General features: G+C 36.2%; 17 protein-coding genes and 1 tRNA gene. 4 read left to right on the forward strand and 14 right to left on the reverse strand.

All coding sequences use genetic code 11. From position 1 onward, the window contains the following. The 8 genes from BMX10_RS16690 to BMX10_RS16725 all read right to left on the reverse strand — a co-directional run. The coding region (locus BMX10_RS16690) for a transposase (RefSeq protein ID WP_139176488.1) at nucleotides 1-252 on the reverse strand (252 nt) is incomplete at its 3' end. A 140-nt stretch (nucleotides 253-392) separates the two neighbouring features. Then, nucleotides 393-2,750, reverse strand: a complete 2,358-nt coding sequence (locus tag BMX10_RS16695) for an S-layer homology domain-containing protein (protein WP_090446772.1) — start codon at nucleotides 2,748-2,750, stop codon at nucleotides 393-395. Between the two features lie 259 nt (nucleotides 2,751-3,009). Then, nucleotides 3,010-4,284: a [Fe-Fe] hydrogenase large subunit C-terminal domain-containing protein gene (locus BMX10_RS16700; protein ID WP_170834873.1), complete on the reverse strand. Its 1,275-nt coding sequence runs from the start codon at nucleotides 4,282-4,284 to the stop codon at nucleotides 3,010-3,012. Nucleotides 4,285-4,403: 119 nt separating this feature from the next. After that, entirely contained in the window at nucleotides 4,404-4,766 is a 363-nt protein-coding gene (locus BMX10_RS16705) for a hypothetical protein (RefSeq protein ID WP_090446775.1), read from the reverse strand. Nucleotides 4,767-5,029: 263 nt separating this feature from the next. Next, a complete protein-coding gene (locus BMX10_RS16710) occupies nucleotides 5,030-6,703 on the reverse strand; it encodes a sodium:solute symporter family protein (protein WP_090446777.1) in 1,674 nt (557 codons plus the stop codon). Between the two features lie 3 nt (nucleotides 6,704-6,706). Next, nucleotides 6,707-6,991: a DUF4212 domain-containing protein gene (locus tag BMX10_RS16715; RefSeq protein WP_170834874.1), complete on the reverse strand. Its 285-nt coding sequence runs from the start codon at nucleotides 6,989-6,991 to the stop codon at nucleotides 6,707-6,709. Nucleotides 6,992-7,293: 302 nt separating this feature from the next. After that, nucleotides 7,294-8,082: a LytR/AlgR family response regulator transcription factor gene (locus BMX10_RS16720; protein ID WP_090446781.1), complete on the reverse strand. Its 789-nt coding sequence runs from the start codon at nucleotides 8,080-8,082 to the stop codon at nucleotides 7,294-7,296. Between the two features lie 11 nt (nucleotides 8,083-8,093). Beyond that, entirely contained in the window at nucleotides 8,094-9,407 is a 1,314-nt protein-coding gene (locus BMX10_RS16725; protein WP_090446783.1) for a histidine kinase, read from the reverse strand. A gap of 283 nt (nucleotides 9,408-9,690) precedes the next feature. Here BMX10_RS16725 and BMX10_RS16730 point away from each other — a divergent pair, with 283 nt between their 5' ends. The 3 genes from BMX10_RS16730 (at nucleotide 9,691) to BMX10_RS16740 (ending at nucleotide 12,444) form a co-directional block, all read left to right on the forward strand. Further along, complete coding sequence (locus BMX10_RS16730; RefSeq protein ID WP_090446784.1) at nucleotides 9,691-11,424, forward strand: ABC transporter ATP-binding protein; 1,734 nt, start codon at nucleotides 9,691-9,693, stop codon at nucleotides 11,422-11,424. Between the two features lie 156 nt (nucleotides 11,425-11,580). Beyond that, nucleotides 11,581-12,135 carry a VanZ family protein gene (locus BMX10_RS16735; protein WP_090446785.1) on the forward strand — a complete coding sequence of 185 codons (555 nt, stop codon included), beginning with the start codon at nucleotides 11,581-11,583 and terminating at the stop codon, nucleotides 12,133-12,135. Nucleotides 12,136-12,367: 232 nt separating this feature from the next. Then, a tRNA-Thr gene (locus BMX10_RS16740) sits at nucleotides 12,368-12,444 on the forward strand. A gap of 282 nt (nucleotides 12,445-12,726) precedes the next feature. Here BMX10_RS16740 and BMX10_RS16745 read toward each other — a convergent pair. The 5 genes from BMX10_RS16745 to BMX10_RS16760 form a co-directional block, all read right to left on the reverse strand. Further along, nucleotides 12,727-15,885 carry a DEAD/DEAH box helicase gene (locus BMX10_RS16745; RefSeq protein ID WP_090446786.1) on the reverse strand — a complete coding sequence of 1,053 codons (3,159 nt, stop codon included), beginning with the start codon at nucleotides 15,883-15,885 and terminating at the stop codon, nucleotides 12,727-12,729. A gap of 86 nt (nucleotides 15,886-15,971) precedes the next feature. After that, nucleotides 15,972-16,286, reverse strand: coding sequence for a nucleoside triphosphate pyrophosphohydrolase (locus tag BMX10_RS16750; RefSeq protein ID WP_090446787.1), 315 nt, complete (start codon nucleotides 16,284-16,286; stop codon nucleotides 15,972-15,974). A gap of 37 nt (nucleotides 16,287-16,323) precedes the next feature. Then, the gene (locus BMX10_RS16755; RefSeq protein ID WP_244272766.1) at nucleotides 16,324-16,512 is read right to left on the reverse strand and encodes an HIT family protein; all 189 of its coding nucleotides are present in this window, start codon (nucleotides 16,510-16,512) and stop codon (nucleotides 16,324-16,326) included. A gap of 118 nt (nucleotides 16,513-16,630) precedes the next feature. Further along, nucleotides 16,631-16,765: a hypothetical protein gene (locus tag BMX10_RS18520; RefSeq protein ID WP_280140791.1), complete on the reverse strand. Its 135-nt coding sequence runs from the start codon at nucleotides 16,763-16,765 to the stop codon at nucleotides 16,631-16,633. A gap of 266 nt (nucleotides 16,766-17,031) precedes the next feature. Further along, nucleotides 17,032-17,994 carry a hypothetical protein gene (locus BMX10_RS16760; RefSeq protein ID WP_090446788.1) on the reverse strand — a complete coding sequence of 321 codons (963 nt, stop codon included), beginning with the start codon at nucleotides 17,992-17,994 and terminating at the stop codon, nucleotides 17,032-17,034. Nucleotides 17,995-18,206: 212 nt separating this feature from the next. On the opposite strand from BMX10_RS16760, the gene BMX10_RS16765 reads away from it, so the two are divergent. Beyond that, on the forward strand, nucleotides 18,207-19,385 hold the full coding sequence (locus BMX10_RS16765) for an MFS transporter (protein WP_170834875.1): 1,179 nt from the start codon (nucleotides 18,207-18,209) through the stop codon (nucleotides 19,383-19,385). A 988-nt stretch (nucleotides 19,386-20,373) separates the two neighbouring features. Here BMX10_RS16765 and BMX10_RS16770 read toward each other — a convergent pair. Continuing rightward, the coding region (locus BMX10_RS16770; RefSeq protein ID WP_139176490.1) for a transposase at nucleotides 20,374-20,642 on the reverse strand (269 nt) is incomplete at its 5' end.

The following is a 20,642-nucleotide window of genomic DNA, read 5'->3' on the forward strand; positions in this document are numbered from 1 at the left end:
TTTTAGCTGTAACTCTCCTGATAGGTAATCCCGTATAGCATCTTCCTTTAATTGACGAGAGTAGTTTCTCCAAGTAGAGGACTCAACTAAACCTTCTGTTCCATACCTATCGAACTTATATATCCACTGTGTAATTGTATTTCTATAGATGTTATATCTAGATGCAATATCTTTAAGGGTACCTAATCCCTCCTGATACTCCTGTATTATTTGAAATTTTTCCTCTGCGGTATACTTAACTCTCTTTGACATTAAAAATACTCCCCTTTCAGTAGCAGATTTTTTTATTTAATCTGTCTACCTATAGGGGAGCATATCATATTATTTATACGTTGTGGCGGCTGGGTTTTCCTTCTTTTAGATTAGCAAAGCATTACAGCAGTATGGATTTCCTACTGATTGACTAAGAAATGATATAAAATGCTGACAAATTCTCCTCTTTTAAGTGCTTTATCAGGCTGAAAGACTCCTTTACCTTCTTTATCTCCAAAGATATTATAGTACTTCGCCAAGGCTACATAGCCTGTATCCTCTTCTCTGATAGCTTCACTGTCGGAGTAAGTCACCTGAAATATTTCTGTGAATTGTGCCAGTTCTTTTTGTTCCATAGCATTTAACAGCCATGTTGTTACCTGGATTTTTGATACCTTTTCATGCGGTTTAAAATATTCTTCATCTTTTTCTAAAATACCACTTTCTACTGCTGCTTGAACATATGGATAGTAAGGATCCTCTTCATCTACATCTTTAAAGAAGGGCTTTCTATTTTCCTGCTGATTGTGTAGGTAATGGGTATCAATATAGTAATATCTCCCTCTCCATCCCATCTCTACAATCCATTTGATAGCATCCCTACGGAGTAAATCATTGTTAGGAAGGAAAGACTGATTCTCTTCTTTTAAGATCCCCATCTTACTCATCAATATGATTTCATTTTCATAGGGATGATTTCTTATATCCTGAAATTCGCTAGTAATCAATGCTTCTTCTTGATACTCATCTCCGTTATAATCTAATAGCTTGCCAGTGATTGCATCGATATAGGAAAAGCCAAAGCCCTTTATACTATAGACTGGTACCAGTTCCTTCAAAGGTATATCTAACCCAGCCCTTTCTGCTGCAGCTTTATCCTTTAGCTGCACTAGATACCTTTCAAAGCCCACTGTATCATAGAACTTCTTTTCTATGGTTCTCTTGTCTTTGACCTGAGAAGCCGGCTGAGCTTCTACTTGGTTCCACCTATAATCCAGCCTGATGATCTCTCCAGTTGTATACTGATAGGTAACATGAATGTGATTGGCCTCATAGGGTATGTTGTCGATATATCTCATTGAATGTAAATGAACCAAAGAATCTTCTGCTATCAATGACTCCACTTCAAGCTTTATTTCTCGTTCTTTTACTTGAGGGAAGATAGCTTGGATTTTTTCTGCAACTTCTCTTATTACTTTGCTTTCATCTATTTTTATCTCTGATTGATTTTCCTTCTCTTTTATCTCATCTGTATGGGCTATCGCCAATTCCTCTGGATAAGTTGATAAAGGCATGCGTCCTGCTGCCTCCATTTTCATATTTTCTGATCTGTAGACTTCAGGCACTTCTCTTTCCTTTAATTGCCTTGAATAGTTTACAGCAAGTATATCACCATTTTCAGCATCCACTGTTGTCCATAATGATTTATCTGTATTTTGGTCACTCCAATAAACACTCCAATATTTTCCCTGTAATCCGAAATGATGATTAGAATAGGAGCTGTGCTCCACTCTCAAATCCTGTATATCCAGTTGTCTTCCAAGGGTTTGTAATACATCCCTTTCAACCCTTTCCTTTGATATAACACCTTCCTCTGGAATCACCTCTCTACCCCCGTCATAGGCTGCCATTTCCTTTGCTGCCATATCCTCCATCCCTGCAGCATAGCGAGGATAATAATAGTTATCCCATGGTATATAAAGCTCATCTCTTCTATAGAGCCTTCCATCTACTGCGTTGATTTTATCTGATTCCTTAGGAGAATAGATATATACCGGTGTTAACAGAGGTTTTGATCTTTCTTCTCTGTTGTTATTATATAGCGCTACATATTTTAATGCAAAGCGGTCCTCCTTTTCAAAGACGGCCCTTGCTGCTGCCTCAGATATAAAGGACTTCTGATTATCATAAACAGCTTCATCCCAGTTCATTTCGTATTGTGTAACATTTCCAGTTGTGCCCGAGACCTGTACTCTGAAATAATGATTAGGAACAAATTCTCCGTTGATTTTCCTTGCAAACATAAAATAATAGTTGTTGTCCTGGTAATTACTTCTCAATAAATCAAAGATAATCATGGAAGGGGCTTCTACTGTCACCTCTTCTGTCTCCTGATACTTCTCGGCTTCTAAGGATTGTATAAATGCTATAGCAGTGGCTTTAGCCTCATCTGGCAAAATCCTAAAGGGTTTGCCATAGGAGTCATTTTCCCATCGATGAAAGCTTGTTATTTCTCCTGTGTCGGCAGTGATGGACACATACATCCCTTCATTTTCTCTAGAAAAATTTAAGTTCCAGAGCTGTTGTCGTCTCGTATCTCTTGTGTGGAGATTGGCGTTCTCCAGCTTCATCTCCTTCTCTATAGCTAGTTTTGTCCTTGTTAGTTCCTCTATCTGACTTCTTGTATAGATGGAGGAGTGAACCTCTGCCAATGCAATGCTGCTAAAAGCGCTAATCATCAACACACTCAACAGTACTAAGCTAATCACTCTTTTCATATGATCTGCCTCCTTTGTCTATTTTTATCTTTATTTTATCCCCTATAATCCTTTAGACGTAATCTATGGATAAAAGTTCCTGATCTTCCATGGTTCTTTTATTATACCATTTTCTAGCTGTTTTATTTCTATTCCTCCATCATTTTTCTCTTTTTTTCTTCATTCCATGGCTTGATGCAGCTATGATAAACAGCAAGAACAAAAAAACAAGAAAGCTAGTAGAAAAGAGCTCTCTACTAACCTTTTTGTTTCGCTACCATTAAATATAATCCTCAATTGCTATCTCTTCTACTATGGAGTTAAAGGAAGTTTTTTTGATGTTTACCATACAATCCTCTTGCTTTGCATAGCCTAAAACTATATCCTTTGCCAATGCCCTGCAGGAGGGAGAACCACAAGCACCGCAGTCCTTCTGGGGCAAGGTTTTGTTTATCATCTCGATTTTATTAAGCTTTTCCATTGCCTTAAAAAGATCTGAATCCAGCTTGTTACCGTATAAGGGACGTATTTTTTTTGTGATTAACATTTTTTCAGTATCCATACCTATGTTATTCATTGTACAGGTATGGTATTTTCCTGCTAATTCTCTAATCCGATTTCTTGCTACAAAAGAATTTTCTATAGTAAGGTTGCCTCCTACACAGCCATTTATACAGGCTTGACATTCTAGAAATGCTACATCCTTTATCTTTTGATCTTGTATTTTTTCTAATATCTCCATCACATTTTCTATACCGTCGATTGCTAAATACTCCCTTATCCCTAGTGCTTTGCTTTGTCCCTCTACTCTCCCCCAATTTAAACCTTTACCAGAGGGACAAAAGCTATCAACACCTTCACAGGATTTCAATTCCTTGCTAAGCATTAAAAAGGCTGATTTTATAGATAGGGTACCATTGATATACTGGGTCCTTGTATCGGCAGACAGATTTGTATTATATAATTGTGCTGTGCAAGGCGAAAAGTAATATACACCGATTTCCTCGTTACGTAGCTCTAGTGCCTCCCGCGCCTTTTTCCGAGCCATATATGCTGTTATTTCAGCCGGAGATTTGATAGGCAATATATGCTTGGTTAATTCATGAAATCGCAGTTGTATCAATCGTATAACAGCTGGGCAGGAAGAAGAAATAATAGGCAGCTTCTCCTTTGCAGCAACATATTTCTTTGTATACTCCGTGATAGCCTTGGTTCCCAAGGAAAGATCTACTACCTCATCAAAGCCATATTTTTTTATACCATCGATGATTTCAGGAGGTGTTATTTCATCATTAAATTGACCATATAAAACAGGGTCGATGATGGCAATCCTATAGGAATATCGAAACATATCCTCGATACCATGTAGAATCCCAGTAAAGGCATTGAATGAACATGTTTGTATACAGGTGCCGCAGTGAATACATTTGCTTTTAATGATTTTTGCTTTACCGTTTTTCACTCGAATGGCTTGTACGGGACAATGCTTTATACAATTGGTACATCCTTTACATTTTGTGGCCTCCACCACTACATCCTCTATTAAACTGCACACAACAATTCCTCCTAAGCGCATAATGAATATTGCTCCTTCTCCTCCTACCCCTTCAACAAGACTGAATTCCCATCATCCTAAGGATAGAGAAGGATTCTACATAATCCTAAAAAACTATATTAAAAGGTTGCTACTGTATGAAACTGTTTTTTTCTATATACCGTTAAGGATAGCTTTTGAAGATCAAAATCAATGTCTGCAGAGTCCACTAGCGATCCTAGTAGGCTTAACTGGATTTCACCGGAATTGTCCCCCAGCAGCTGCCAATAGCATTCCTCAAGCTCTATCTGTCGCGGTGAGTTTAGGGCCTCACTTAGCTTCTCAAGATCCTCCGGTGGACGACAACAGGTGCCCTCCAGCATAATTTTGCATTCATTGTCTGTGTAGCATAATTGCATCTGTATATCATTGATTTTATGTTTATAATAATAACCGATTAATTCATGGAGAATCCTAATGCTTTTCGTTCTTTCATTCATCATTTTTATCTAACTCCTTCTCCGTATTGAAGAGATTTTTATCCTCTTTCTACCAATTTAATAGAATTATTATATATAAACAGCTCCCATTTACTCAAGTAGATTTACTTTAACGGTCATATTTGGGGTGCCAGTGGATTGTTTTGTTTTTGGGAGCCTATTATTCCTCTACAAGTGGTATTTAACTGTCTTTTTACCGCTTAACCTCCAGATTCAACCGCTTATTTTCTATAATGGCACTTCCCTCGCCTCTACAGACCGTTGATTTAATCACTGGACGGCATGCGGATGTTTTCCACCAACTGAACAATTTCTTTTGGGGGTGGTGGTGTACCTCTAGATGCCAAGAAGGCAGTAGCAAAGTTGATAAGCATCCCAACCACCCCTATTCCCTGAGCATTTATACCAAAGAAGCTGTCCAGCATGGGTTTTTCAGTGCCAAACAATTGTTGAGACTGCATCATAAGAATCATGGCAATGGTAAAGACTAAGCCATTGATCATCCCTGCTGTGGCTCCTTCACGATTCATCCGCTTATCAAATATCCCCATTAATAGGGCTGGAAAAATACTGGCAGCTGCTATACCGAAGGCAAAGGCAACCACCTCTCCCACAAAGCCAGGGGGATTGATGCCAAACCAACCGGCTATCAGAACTGTAATGAAAATCACCAGTCGGGCAACCAGCATTCTTTCTTTTTCAGTGGCATCCGGCTTATAAATCCGATAATAAAGGTCATGGGATATAGCGCTGGACATAGCAATCAATAGTCCCGATGCTGTAGACAGAGCCGCTGCCAGACCTCCCGCCGCCACTAGTGCAATAATAATGGGTCTTAGACCTGCCACTTCAGGGGTAGAGAGAACAATGATATCATGGTCGATCTTTAGCTCGTTTGTATCCTCATTGGCTGAAATATTTAGTAGTCCATCTGCATTTTTATCTTCAATCTGTAATAATCCTGTTGTCTCCCATTTTGATACCCAGTCCATTTCCCTCACTTGTTGAATGGGTTGTTGATTAAGACTTTGAATCAGATTATACTTTGCAAAGGCCCCCACCGTAGGAGCGGTTGTATAGAGCAAAGCGATAAATATAATTGCCCACACCCCAGACCACCTGGCGGCCCTAACAGTTTTCACTGTATAAAACCTTATAATTACATGAGGTAGTCCGGCTGTACCCATCATCAGGGCCATTGTCACCATAAAAACATTTAGCTTCGATAGATTTTGGAAGGGGGCGATATATTCACCAAAGCCTAATTCACTCTGTATCCCCGTTAGTCTTTCAGCAATATCTGAAAATGTTAAAGCCAGCTGTGGAATAGGGATTCCTGTTAGTTTCAGTGATATGGCAACAGCTGGAATAAGATATGCCAGCATCAATATACTATATTGTGCAACCTGGGTCCATGTAATCCCCTTCATCCCTCCAACAACCGAAAAAAAGGAAATGATGACCATACCAATGATAATGCCAGTGGTAATGTCCACCTGTAGATATCGACTAAAGACAATGCCTACACCCCGCATTTGTCCTGCCACATAAGTTAATGAGACGATGATGGTGGCCACCACTGCTATCACCCTTGCACTATTTGAATAATACCGATCTCCAATAAAATCCGGTACCGTAAACCTGCCAAATTTCCGGAGATATGGTGCCAAAAGTAAAGTCAGTAAAACATATCCTCCCGTCCAACCCATCAAATAAACGGTTCCATCATATCCAAGAAAGGATATCAAGCCCGCCATGGATATAAAAGAAGCTGCAGACATCCAATCAGCTGCAATGGCGGCTCCATTGGCTATAGCTGGTATATCATTGCCGGCTACAAAAAAGCTTTTGGTGTCCTTGGCTTTTGCTCTCCAGCCAATATAGATATACAATGAAAATGTTATCGCCACTACGATTAATGTCAAAAATTCAGTACTCATCCTTTAAACTCCCCCCTTAGTTGATTCCGTCCTTTTAATGCTCACATCTTTATCCAGAAGATCCATACAAAGAACATAGACGATAATGATTCCCACAAATACTAAGATAGCCCCTTGGTGAGCTAACCAAAATGAAAGGGTTACACCAAAAAAACTAACCCCGCTTAACACGTCTCCTAAAAGAATAACAGCAACATAAGATACCGAAGCCCATATTGCCAGCAGGCTGGAAATAATTTTTAGGTTTTTATTCCAATAGGACTGCTGTGCCTTTTTCTGATTTTCCATGATTTCACCTCCCTTTGATGAAGATTGTTTATAATATCAGCTATCATATAATCCCTCTCTTGATTTTTCAACGATTATTCCTGTAACGGCTAAAATTAAGGCTTCAATGGATTGTAGCTCTATTTATCTGAGTTTTTTCTCTGTAGTAGATTTCTTTACCAGCAAATGACCGCTTAGATGGTGAAATGAACCTTTTAATGTAGATATCCATCATTCATCCTCTTTCAAAGTAGGAAAAAACAAAAAGAAAACCTATGGCTCTAGTGCTAGAACCATAGGTTTTCTTTATAAAACTGTATCCTTTAAAAATCCAATAGCATTTTTAATTTTTTTGCCTGTCTTCTACTGACGGGTACTGTGGTATGCTCCTTGTCCCGCATCACCAAAATATAGGTTCCATTGAAAAAGGGCGATATCTCCAGTACTTTGTTTAGATTGACAACATAGCTTCTATGGGATCTAAAAAATATTTTGCTATCCAGTTTGTCCTCTAGGGCTATCAAAGAAGATCGACTGGTCAAGACCTTATCATGGGTCCTAATCAGTACAGATTCATTTTCTGTATAGGCATAGATTATATCATTGGTATCTATCAAAATGATTTTACCATTGAACTCGGCAGTTATCCGATTGACCCTTTCAACCTTTGTATCCTCATGGAATTTTTCTAAGGGATGGGTTTTTAAATCGTCTTCTAGGTTGTTGCCTTGTGGCTCTTCTTGAACCCTATAGTTCTCAATTGCTCGATTTATGGCTCTCTTTAATTTATCCTCATCAATGGGCTTTAGGATATAGTCTGTAGCATTGACATCAAAGGCCTTCACCGCATAGGAATCATAGGCGGTAACATAGATAATCATGGGTGGATTCGGCATTTGCTGTATGATATTGCCTAGGTCGATACCATTTGTATTGGGAAGATTGATATCTAAAAAAACTAAATTATATGCTACTGATTTTATTAGTTTAAGTGCTTCCTGAGAGTTTGTAGCTTCTCCCACGATATTGATACACTCATAATCACTCAGCATAAAACGGAGCTCATGTCGAGCAGCATATTCGTCATCTACGATTAAGGTTGTAAGTTCCATAGTATCATCACCTACTTATTCTTTGTATTTTTGTGGGGGACGCTGAACCAAACCTTTGTCCCTTTCCCATAGATACTTTCTATATTTAGACCATATGCTTCACCATAGAGGATCTTCAATCGTTCATTTACATTATATAACCCTACGCCACAGCCTGTTCCGAAACCAGGCTCCAGCACCTTGGGTAAGGTTTCGGCAGGAATCCCTACCCCATCATCCTCCACCACAATGATGGTTTCCTCTAGATTAACATGAGAAGAGATTCTGATCTCACTTGACCCTTCCTTTGGTAAAATCCCATGCTGTATCGCATTGTGGACAAGGGGCTGTACTGCTAATACAGGGATTAGACACTGTTTTGTATTTTCCTCAATATCTTTAATAATCTTGAGTTTATTGCCAAACCTAGCCTGCTCGATTAACACATAATCCTGTATGTAGTTTAATTCTTCCTCTAGGGTGATAAAGGGGCCATAATTCCCCAACAGATATCTTAATAATGTAGAAAGCCTCACCAAGAGACGTCTAGCAAATTTAGGGTCCTTTAAGATATACATATTTATGGTGTTTAACGCATTAAAAAGGAAATGCGGATTTATTTGTGCCTGCAATGCCTCCAGCTGTGCTTTTGTAGCCAATTGTATCTGTCGATCCAATTCACTTAACTCGATTTGTAGGTTCAGTATTTGGGCCAATCCAATGGACAAATCAATGGTGTTATTGGATATTTTTTCTGTTCTTGTGTAATACAGCTTTAGGGTCCCCACCACACTGCCTTTATTCAGCAGCGGAACAATAATAGCAGATTGTAGTGGACAAATACAATCTTTCATTTGACAGTTGAACTCGTTTTTACTATTTACAATCTTCATTTGACCCGTATGGATGGCTTCATAGGTTGCCTTTGTTACAATAGGCTTGCCTACAGGATGCGCTTCACAGCCTGCCCCGATAAATGTCAGGGTCTTTTCTTTATCTGTAATGGCTACTGCATCAACACCACTAATCTTTTTTATAATCTCTGCCAGCTGTAATGCAGTTTCTTCATCCAAGCCTTGCCTTGGTTTTTCAATATCCTTATTGGTTCTAGCAAGCATATTGCTTAAAAGATGGCTGTTGCTGATTTTCCTGAAGATAAGTTTTCTTTCGAGATAAAGGAATAGACCCATGCTGCCTAGTAGATTTACGCCCCCCAATACTATCAATATTGAGCGAATATCCGGCAGTAACAAGATAAATACTGTATGTATTGCCATCAGAAAATAAAATAGGTATTGAAAGCTTGATTTCAAAAAATAGTTTATTATCTCCTTTAACCTTTTCATATCATACCCATATCCTTGTCCCCTTTTTTATATAGATCCCTGTTTTCTCAAGTCATCCTCAGTCATAGCGAAGGATCTTGGAGCCTCCATAGCCAGGAATGTAATTGCTTGAAAAACTTAATAAAACATAGTATAACATATTTAACAAATAATTCAAATATTTAAAAAAATGTATACTTCCCTTTTATTCATTTAAGATCCTCCATATTATGATATAATAATGAAGGATAATTTTAGTGCACCATCAGTAGAAGTATTATTGCATACAGAAAGGTGATATGAAATGATCAGAAAATTTATTCCTTATTATCGACCTCACTTACCTTTATTTATCATGGATTTTAGCTGTGCCTTTATCATGGCAGCAATGGATTTGGTCTTTCCTTTTGTTGTTCGTATGATGATCAATGATGTTTTTCCTGCCCAAAACCTTGACATGATTCTTTGGATAGGAGCAGGCATGCTTGTACTCTATATAATAAGAAGTATTTTACAATATATCGTGGATTATTGGGGTCACGTCTTAGGTACTAGGATGGAGCACCATATGAGAAAGGATTTATTTCAGCATTTGCATAAGCTATCCTTTAATTATTTTGATAACACCAAGACAGGCCAAATCATGTCTAGGCTGGTAAATGACTTAAATGAAATCTCAGAGCTGGCCCATCATGGTCCAGAGGATCTATTTATTGCCTTCGTTACCCTAACAGGCTCTTTTTTCATCATGCTGTCCATCCATTGGCAGCTGACTTTAATCACTTTCTCTTTGATACCGATTGTTTTGATCTTTACCATAATAAAGAATAGAAAAATGCAGCAGGCCTTTAGAGCCCTACGGGTAAAGCTAGGAGATATCAATGCTCAGGTGGAGGATAGCATCTCTGGTGCACGAGTAGTAAAATCCTTTACCAACGAGGTTTATGAGGAAGAAAAATTTAAGATAGGCAATGATGCCTTTAAGCAATCAAAGGAAGGTACCTTTAAGGTGATGGCAGAATTTTTCTCAGGGGTTACTTTTTTCGCCAATGCTATTCATTTGATTGTCTTGATTTTTGGAGGAATTTTTATCTATCAAGGAAGTATGGCACCGGGAGATTTGATAGGATTTTTGCTCTATGTTTCCATGTTTTTACAGCCTATGAGGAAGCTAACCATTTTGGTGGAAAACTATCAAAAAGGCATGGCAGGCTTTCATCGTTTTCTTGAAACCCTGCAGATAGAGCCAGAGATTGTGGATGCCCCAGATGCAGTAGCTATCTCTGACGTAGAGGGTAAAATCACCTTTGAAGATGTAACCTTTAGCTATAATAACCGAGAAAATGTTCTAAAGGATATCAATTTCTCTATTTTCCCAGGAGAAACAGTTGCCATTATCGGGCCCTCCGGCGGTGGAAAAACAACCCTGTGCAACCTAATCCCGAGATTTTATGAAATCGAAAAAGGTGTCATTCGGATTGATCATAAGGACATCAAAACCATCACCCAAAGATCCCTCAGAGAAAATATCGGTATCGTCCAACAGGATATCTTTCTTTTCTCTGGTACCGTAAAAGAAAACATAGCCTATGGTAAGGTAAATGCCTCTGATGACGAAATCATAAAGGCTGCCAAGGAAGCCAATGCCCATGATTTCATCATGAATCTGGAAAATGGCTATGACACCTATATAGGGGAGCGGGGAGTAAAACTGTCGGGGGGACAAAAACAACGATTGTCCATCGCCAGGATTTTCTTAAAGAATCCACCCATATTGATCTTAGACGAAGCCACCTCTGCCCTAGATAATGAAACAGAAAGAGTCATCCAGGAGTCTCTACAGCAGCTTGCTGTCAATAGAACCACCTTGATCATCGCCCATCGTTTAGCAACCATAAAAAATGCTGATAGAATTATGGTTTTAACGGAGGATGGCATCGTTGAGGAAGGCAGTCATGAAGGTCTATTACAAAAAAATGGTGTTTATGCAAGACTATACAAAGCACAGTTTAATGGATTAGCTCCCAATATGGCTTAAGCTTTTTGTTGTTATGACCTGTTTTTCTGTATATATCTATAATAAAATCAATGTTTTTTGCGAATCATCTGATGTAGATTAAGATTTTGGGATAATGAATAAATCAAATTTATTTATTATCGCTTTTACTTTTACTTTAGAAAGGTTGGAAATCCAATGAGAAAATTTAATGCTTGGATCATCGCCATCATTACAGTTGGTACAATATTTTATCTATCCTCCATCCCAGGGCTAAGGGTACTGCCAGTGCTAAGACAGCTGAATACTGTTATCATGCGTTTTGATGTGTATTTTGTGCAAATCGCTGAGTTTATTTCTCAACGTCTGCCGATGGATGTCAATGAGCTGTCTCCTATACAGGCCGCCAGCAATGATTTCTATATGTATGCTAAGGCCAACCCTGTCATCATAGAATTTTTATTGAGAAAGATTGCCCATGTTGTTGTATTTTTCTTCTTAACCATTGTCATATTCTTTCTCTTAAATCAATATACAAAAAAATCCGTCTCAGCTGCCCTTCTAGCCTTCTTTATGGCTTTTACTTTTGCCGCCCTAGACGAATATCGTCAATCCTTTGTGGATGGCAGGGTCAGCAGCTTGATTGACGTAGGGATTAACTTGATCGGCATTACCATGGCCACCGGCTTGATTTTCTTTGCTATCATTATTACAAAAAAAACCTCAAAAAAGGAAAATGCCCTTGATAAGTAAGGGCTAACCTGTCGAAGAAGTCAAATAATGCAGGGAAAAATCAAAATCGTCATTCTGAGCTTTAGCAAAGAATCTTAGACTTCTTCAACAATCTACATCCTTAATAAATAAAGGGTTTCTGGAAAAATATTGATTGGTAAAAAATATATATAGATTTTGTAATTTCCCCCCTTTACAGAGGGAAGAATATATTATATAATAATCTTCGTGGTATTAATATGCCTAGTTTAGTGCTGATGTAGCTCAGCAGGTAGAGCACTTCCTTGGTAAGGAAGAGGTTCGGCGGTTCGAGTCCGCTCATCAGCTCCATTTACTTAAGAAAAGATGCGGTTTCTAGAAAAGGTCTGGGGGTCGTGTTTTTTTTGTGTTTGTAATCATCAACTATAATTAGTTAGTATTATAAACTGATGCTAAAGCTACTTTCTACAAATAAACTACTATCCTTTAATTTTCCAGCGTCATACTTTGACATTTTTCAGCTTGCAAATTGTAAGCAATGGATTGCTGGATATAATTGGTTTTGAGATGGAAATATAAAAATAAGCCTAATTCTCCAAAATTCTATAATCCAGCGATGTAACAGACTGAAGTTTAGAGTATACTTTTATTTGCCTTTGGTAGTAAACTAGGCGGCATTTCATGCTTTAGTCTCCATATAATGCTCATAGGCTTATTTCCTGAATGGCTTACGTAATCACAGGTTCCTAGAAATACAAAGGGTGATGTAACACCACTTTCAGTTTTGTATTCCCTTAAAAACATGGCTATTTTGTTTCCTGTGTTCCTATGATTGATATACCTTTGGGCAGTTTTGCTGTCTTCTGATACTTTGCTTTGTGTCTGCCAATGGAATAATTTTTCATTAATTGCATAGTCTTCATACATAGTAGAAGGAGAAAAATCCTTTTCGGATTTATTCAAGGTGACAAAAAATATATCTAAGCTTTTATCTTTAAAATATTTTACTCCCTCTCGAAAAGAAGGACTACTTTCCTCATTATAGTAACCAAAGGCAGCTAATACTTGAGCAGTGGTATAACTACTGTGCACCCCTAGAGGACAAGGGAAACCAAATTCGTGTTCGATTTCTAATAGGCTTAGGTTGTCATCGTTATACTGCAATATTTCTAGCATTTCTTTCTTAATGTCCTTATTCTTCAATATTTCGTTGACTCCTGCTTCTATTGACACAAAGCCTTGCTTCTCTGGTGGAACATTATAAAAAGAATAGTAGACCATATTTAACATGAGCTGCTCTTCTTGGTTATTAATTATTGGGTAGTTTATATAGTCAATCAAGAATTTCAGCAATTTCCTTGAATTCAAATGAAATAGGCTGGTTAATCTCTTAGCAAAGGTGCTGCTATCTAAGGAAGTACTACTATCTTTTAAACCAGCTTCTACCTTCATACTATCAAATGTCCTATCCCCATATCTTCCATATAGTTCATATAGAGACAGATGATAATGCTTTAAAAAGTTTGATAAAGTTAGGTCTAATCCTGTATCTTCTTTAAAATACTTTATCTTTTCTATTAAGTTTTTCTTTGTATTTGAACTGTCTTTAATATTTCTTAGTATGTATTCTTTGGCTTGTTTTTCTAGCTGTATAAAGCATCCTCTCGGCAGATTATAAAAGCCATTTTCTACATAATGTCTTACTGAATGCTTCGTTTTTCCTGTTAATGCTCTAAACTTTTCTTCAAAATTATAGTTTTTATGAGCTTGTCCTACAAAGTCTAAAACAGTCAAGCATTCTTTTCCCGCCGCCAATCTCAACCCTCTACCTAATTGCTGTAAAAAAATAGTTAAACTTTCAGTAGGTCTCAAGAATAGAACTGTATTAATCTCTGGTATGTCTACCCCCTCATTGTACAAATCTACTGCAAAGATAAATCTAATATCGCCGTTAACCAATTTATCTTTTGCTTCCTCTCTAGTTATCCTATCTGTACCTCCATGCAGGGCTATTGAGGGTATATTCACCTTATTGAAAAAGTTAGCCATGTATTTGGCATGTTCTATGCTAACACAGAACCCCAGCCCCTTAACTTCATTTATATCAGATACGTATTGATAAATGTTTTTTACGACTACATCATAAGTTCTTTTGTCACTTAGAGTATATACCTTTTCTAATTCCCTAATGTCGTATCCTTTTCTGCTCCACTTGAGTTTTGAAAGGTCCACTGTGTCACTTACACCAAAATATTGGAATGGCGATAACAGCTTTCTATCTATCGCTTCTGTTAACCTCATTTCGCTGGCAATTGTATTATCAAAATACTCTAATATGTTTTTTCCGTCCATTCTCTCGGGTGTTGCAGTAAGCCCCAGTAATATTTTTGGTTTGTAGTACTTCAAAAGTTGTTGATAGGAGTCTGCAGCAGCATGATGAAATTCATCTACAATAATGAAATCATAAAAGTCTTCTGTTGTATTTTCGTGAAGCTTATGACTATTAAAGCTTTGAATGCTGATAAATAGGTTCTCAAGAGCACTAGGGCTGTATCTGCCTACTAATAGTTCTCCAAAGTTATTATCCTTTAGGATAGCTCTAAATGTATCTCTACTTTGTTTCAATATTTCTTCTCTATGGGCTACAAATAAAAGATTTGTTGGTCCACTACCTTCTTTCTTATAATTTTTATAGTCAAAAGCAGATATTACAGTTTTTCCAACTCCAGTAGCAGCCACCAATAGATTCTTATTCCTACCATAAACTTTCCTTTCTACCTGTAGCCTCTCTAATATTTCTTTTTGATAATGATAAGGCTGGATGTCAAAATTAAATGTAAAACCATCATGGTCTTTCTGCTTTTCTTTATTAAGAGCATTTTTTAGCTTTAGTATATCCTGTTCATTATCTACGTTAAAGGGTATAAACTCGTCGTCATTCCAATAGCTTTCAAAGGTGGTCTCAAACTTTTTGATGATATCAAAGGAATCCTTTTCAGTTACTTTAATGTTCCACTCCAGCCCAGAAGTTAATGCAGGATTAGAAAGGTTTGAGGAGCCTATGTAACAAGTACTGAATCCAGTTTCTCTTTTAAACATATATGCTTTCGCATGTAATCTTGTTCTATCTACATCATAAGAAATCTTAACCTCTGTATTCTTTAATTTACTTAACTCCATAACAGCCTTTAAGTCTGTAGCCTCCATATAAGATGTAGTGATAACCCTTAGTTTCCCATTTTTTTGTTCTGTGAATCGCTTTAATTCCTCATATATACACCTTAGCCCGCTCCATTTTATAAAGGAAACCAGCATATCTATAGAGTCACAAGACAAAATCTCTTTTTGCAATTCACCTAACATATTAGGCTCATAATTTGACCCAGTAAATAATGAACTTTGAGAGATTGGTGTAATAGGTCTAATAATCCTCTCTTTCTTTATGCTTTTAAGACTATTAATTTTAGAATATACTGAGGTTAAAATCTCTCCTTCTTCTGAAATTTTAAGCTTCTCGAACTCATTAGCATCCAACCTATCACTTAAGATACTTATAACATCATTGCAAGTTCTAATCTGACTTAGTAAAGCTTCCTTATCATCACTTGCATTCTCTCTAGCATATCTAAGAACACGTCTAGTTACTTCCGAGATATAGGAAGATAAAACCTTTCTGGCTTCTTCAACGTCGATATTCTCTTTACCAATTTCATAATAATCAATAGATAATTCCTCTAGTTCTTTTTTAAGCTTACTACTTATTATTTCTTCGTAAATCCCTTCCTTAAGCATTACCTTCACCTCGTTTTCTCTCGGAGTAACCTACTACTCAAATATATGGACTTTATGTAATGGATGACTTATATCATTCCTATTGCCTAATAAACTTTTACCAACTTAACTCCCTTGGTAAATCCACCTCGTTCTTCTTTTTTCTTAATCCTTATATCTTCTAACTCCTTCATTGTCACATTCCTATGATGTAAAATCCCATGGATTACTTCTACTATGTCTGTAAGCTCTTCAACATCATTGGTTTCAAGGTATTCCTGAACCTCTTCCTGTAATTTTTCATTTAATAGCTGCTTTAGTTCCTCTCCCTTTACAATTTCCGTCTCGCATTTTTTATTGTTCTCCTCTATTGCTTTAGGGATGTCATCCCTAACAAGCTTATTATAGATCTTTTCACTCATGTTGGTCCTCCTCTCTAGTATGGCACTAGTGGTATTTTTAGATTTCTGATACCACCCTAGGGTTTTCAACATCGCCTTTATATCTTGGTATAAGGTGCACATGTAGGTGCATGATTGTTTGTCCAGCATTCTCATTCACATTGATGCCGATATTATATCCATCAGGATTATATTTTTCTTCTAAAATACCCTTGCATTGATGTATTAGGTTATATATAGCAATCATTTCTTATTCAATTATATCAAAGAAGTTCTGAAAGTGCCTTCTAGGGATATTCAGCATATGCCCTTGATTTAAAAGCTAAACTTTACTAAACCACACCAATTTTGTCAGCTAATCCTATCTATTTCTTAGCCTTAGCCTCTTGTTGGATTGTACTATATTCTTTTTTAACTTCCTCATAAGCTTTTGGGAACTCTTTATCTTTTTTAATTTTGTCTTCAACAATTTTCTTTACATCTATTTTCTTAAAAGCCATCAATTCTACCTCACTTCTTTATTTTGGATTATCATATAACAAAATTAATACATTCTTTATGCTTTATAAGAATTTTTTTATAAAATATTTCTATTATATTCTACCACTTTTTCTACCCAAACTTCTACTAAGAGTATATTTTATATGCTTTTCTAAAAACCAATAAAACCCCTTCCCTCACATTACTAAGGAAGAGGTTCGGCGGTTTCTAGAAAAGTTCATGCTGCAGAATTTCGTTGCATAGAAGTTCACTTATTACTGCTTTTTTATTCATAGGCTATGCTTAAATCTATAACACATACATTTTCTTCGCTAAAGTAATAACCATAGTGATTTCTAAGCTGGTTTAATTCCTCCTTGTTGAGTGATAAGTTAGGTATAATCACCTGAATACTACCGGTGTCATCTACTAGCTCTGCACTTAGGTAATCCTCTATATACGGTAAAGTATTGGCGCTTAGATCTGTTGTACTTGGCAACTCATCATTATTAAGCTTTCTTATGTTTTCTAAATGACCTTTAATGATTATGCCTCTAATGAAATCACTATCCTCTTCCTTCATTGAGATGATATCCGATACAGTGATGTCATCATGTATTTCTATTTCTTCTCTCTTTATTGTGTTTAACCACTGATTTACACGACTTCGCCAGAATTCTTCATAAGCATCATTATTCATTATTTGAATGGACAAGAGGGTGAAATCTTCCATATCTTCTTCTAATGGAGTTAATATCACTTCAAAATGCACTTCATCGATTCTTTTATACCAACGGGCCTGCCCATATTCACTACTTCTTCTATTGCTGCTATACTGAAGAAATTCCTGATATGCTTTTTTGTAATCCTCATCATTTCCATATAAAACACAGGCCAATTTAAACATATCTTCCCATTCATCTTCATTAATCCTGGCTCTTAAAGATTCCTTAGATAGATTTGACGGAGAATAGAAATTTACTGCCAAATACCTGCCAGTATCTTCACTAAAACTACTTATATTGCAAATAATTTTATCATCTCTATTTTTTAGTACATAAAGCATATGTCCATCATTAAAGGATTGTGGATTTTCTTCTATATCCCATGTTATTCCTTCCTGTGCTAAAACTTTTTCTACAACTTTTCTTTCAAGAGGAAAAGCATATTTAGTTTCTTCCGAGTCACATGCAGTAGTCAAGATTGTTAATAAAAATACTAAAATCATTAGATAGACAATTTTTTTCATGATCTCTCCCTTTCTCTAATCTTTTCATCTCAACTTGCTCTAATTTTACCATAATTTTTCTTCTGTTCAAATATATAGATAACCTTCCTACATGCCATGCTGACTTCCTTCACCTATTTTGTTTGATAGATTTTTTAGCATTTTTTTAGTATTTACAGAAGGTCAACTATGTTACATAATAGAGAGGTATGAAAAAAAAGGGGGCTGACATCATGAATTATCTATTTATTTTTTTTGTATGTTTTTTATTGCAATTTTTAACATCCTTTGAAATGAATTTTATCAATCCAATCATCCCTTATTTATCCTCTTACTTTGGTATTGAAAAAAGCAGTGTTATTTATTTAAATTTTGGTTTCTTTTTTGTAGGGCTTTTTTCACCTTTTTTTGGCATGTTTACCGATAAAATAGGGAAAAAAAAGGGGCTTTTTCTAGCAACCCTCTTTTATATTATTGGAACCTTTTTGAGTGGTATTGCTTTTCACCCATATTTTTTCGCTTTCTCAAGGATGATTACTGGAATAGGCTCTCTAACGATAGGAGCTACCGTTATTGCTTATATCAGTGATTTTATACCCTTTAGCCAAAGGGGTAAGGCCGCTGGTAGTCTACGGATAGCCTTTGCCCTTGCTATTATGTTAGCCCCAATGTCAGCTTCCTATATGGTAGAAAGATTTAATCTTAAAACCCTTTATTTCATCGTATCCTCTATGGCTGTTGTGGTATTATTTCTATTGTTAAAATTACCTTCAGAACCTATCACAAGAAATACCAATGGAAAAACCATTGATTTTGTTATGCTGTTATCCCTGCTGAAGAACAGAACAACGCAAAAAGTTGTTTTAATCTCCTTTATGGTAATGGCGGCACCTTTATCCCTTTTTGGTTTTTTCTCTATATGGCTAGATCAGCACTTTTCTTTAGGCCAAAGGGAAATAGGCCTGATTTATACTTTAGTCAATTCTGGAACAATGGTTGGAGTAGCTGCTGCTACCATGCTTAGTGATAAAATAGGAAAGTTTATAACAGCTAAAATTGGTTTTATTCTTATGGCAGCCACTTTGTTTCCTCTATCTTTTTTAAATACCATTCCTTTGGTGGTGATTATTGTCATGATCAATGCCTTAGGGTTAGATGGTGGCTTCTTAGCCTTTCAAACCTTGGCATCAGAAGTAAATCCTAAACAGAGAACCCTGTTTATGACCTTAATATCTTTTTCCCACTCTCTATGCAGTTTAATATTTGTTGTAGCAGCCCCTCTATTATATAATATGGGAGGCTATAGACTTTTAAATTTTATCGGTGGTACCGCTTCAATTATCGCAATTATTACCTTATATTCCCTCTCAAGAGATAAAGTCGTTGATGAAGGGGTAAGTGAACTAGCTTAATATTTTATGATAGGCATCATAGGAGTCTATATCAAGCTTAAATTATTTACTTATGCTTTTTCCTCTCACTTTCTTATTATTTCTTCAACATAAGATTTACCCTTGCTAGCACCTGATTCTATTTTTGATATCATTGATGCTGATAAATTAAGTTTTTCAGACAACAATTTATTACTTGTATTACTATGCTTATCACTTAAAAGAACTATAGTTTTCGAATATTTGATATCTTTTGGATTCTTGTTATTTTGGTAATGTTGTCTCTAATTGTAACATTTTTATTCATACAAATTCTTTCTATTATCTTATATCTTATAAATACTTTTTTTCTATTTGTAAATAATTCAAGCCTGACCCTAAATTTTTGAGAAAAGGTCTAGCGTTCGTGTTTTTTACCTAAAAATGATGGGATATGTTTCCAATATAAAAGTTCATAAATAGAAATAACAAAGCAGAATCCTTTTTATTTTTATAGGGTTCTGCTATCTGTTCAATAATATTTAAGCCCTTTCATCAGCCTTATCCTTTTCTCATATTCCATGTCATTGTACTCATAATTATTACTCCTCTCTTTGTATATCATATTATATACCATTTATTATATATCATATGAAATATATATTTGGAGTAAATGTCAATCACTTTTTTTCCAGAGAATGGTCTTTATTTTGCACATGTGGATCATGGGGACATTTCGTTTGTCTTCACCTTAATAATGCAGTCCTTTTCTTATTTTATTTTTCAACCTTTCCAATGGCAACTTTACCTACTTCCAGTACTATGGTCATATATCCTATACTCACTCTTTCACAGATTATAGATAGCTTCTATAATTCTGTTTCATTTCTCTATTGGTATTCCTGATAAAGCTTTTATTTAGATCTCTTCTTCAAGAGTATCTTAACAAGGGAAAGAGGACAAGCGAAACGTCAGACCGCGTAATAATGGGTTATTATTCCATAAACATTTTAAATTTTTTCATACTAGATTAGCTAATATTTTCAATCAACATTGGGAATCTATAAAATTGGAGGCTACTAGAGGCTGTTTTACCCGTTAGTCTCCTTATTATTTCCTTTACTCCTAGTATATTTATTGCGCGTTTTATATTATAGGCTAAAAAAGCAAAAGAAATCTCCGCTTTTACTGACTGCATACCTTTTGTCAGAAAATACGTCATACCTAACCCCCTCTTTATCGTTCCAAAGGGATGTTCTACGATCATTTGCCTTTGTTTATAAAGAGCTTGGTTTTCTG

The sequence above is a fragment of the Natronincola peptidivorans genome, assembly GCF_900111615.1.
In the GTDB taxonomy this organism is placed as follows: domain Bacteria; phylum Bacillota; class Clostridia; order Peptostreptococcales; family Natronincolaceae; genus Natronincola_A; species Natronincola_A peptidivorans.

What these genes read in the sequence shown, in the direction of transcription:
- BMX10_RS16760 (WP_090446788.1), bottom strand. Translation starts at nt 17,994, where the DNA reads ATGAAAAAAATTGTCTATCTAATGATTTTAGTATTTTTATTAACAATC.
- BMX10_RS16735 (WP_090446785.1), top strand. Translation starts at nt 11,581, where the DNA reads ATGAGAAAATTTAATGCTTGGATCATCGCCATCATTACAGTTGGTACA.
- BMX10_RS16715 (WP_170834874.1), bottom strand. Translation starts at nt 6,991, where the DNA reads ATGGAAAATCAGAAAAAGGCACAGCAGTCCTATTGGAATAAAAACCTA.
- BMX10_RS16710 (WP_090446777.1), bottom strand. Translation starts at nt 6,703, where the DNA reads ATGAGTACTGAATTTTTGACATTAATCGTAGTGGCGATAACATTTTCA.
- BMX10_RS16705 (WP_090446775.1), bottom strand. Translation starts at nt 4,766, where the DNA reads ATGATGAATGAAAGAACGAAAAGCATTAGGATTCTCCATGAATTAATC.
- BMX10_RS16745 (WP_090446786.1), bottom strand. Translation starts at nt 15,885, where the DNA reads ATGCTTAAGGAAGGGATTTACGAAGAAATAATAAGTAGTAAGCTTAAA.
- BMX10_RS16730 (WP_090446784.1), top strand. Translation starts at nt 9,691, where the DNA reads ATGATCAGAAAATTTATTCCTTATTATCGACCTCACTTACCTTTATTT.
- BMX10_RS16750 (WP_090446787.1), bottom strand. Translation starts at nt 16,286, where the DNA reads ATGAGTGAAAAGATCTATAATAAGCTTGTTAGGGATGACATCCCTAAA.
- BMX10_RS16765 (WP_170834875.1), top strand. Translation starts at nt 18,207, where the DNA reads ATGAATTATCTATTTATTTTTTTTGTATGTTTTTTATTGCAATTTTTA.
- BMX10_RS16725 (WP_090446783.1), bottom strand. Translation starts at nt 9,407, where the DNA reads ATGAAAAGGTTAAAGGAGATAATAAACTATTTTTTGAAATCAAGCTTT.
- BMX10_RS16695 (WP_090446772.1), bottom strand. Translation starts at nt 2,750, where the DNA reads ATGAAAAGAGTGATTAGCTTAGTACTGTTGAGTGTGTTGATGATTAGC.
- BMX10_RS16755 (WP_244272766.1), bottom strand. Translation starts at nt 16,512, where the DNA reads ATGATTGCTATATATAACCTAATACATCAATGCAAGGGTATTTTAGAA.
- BMX10_RS16720 (WP_090446781.1), bottom strand. Translation starts at nt 8,082, where the DNA reads ATGGAACTTACAACCTTAATCGTAGATGACGAATATGCTGCTCGACAT.
- BMX10_RS18520 (WP_280140791.1), bottom strand. Translation starts at nt 16,765, where the DNA reads ATGGCTTTTAAGAAAATAGATGTAAAGAAAATTGTTGAAGACAAAATT.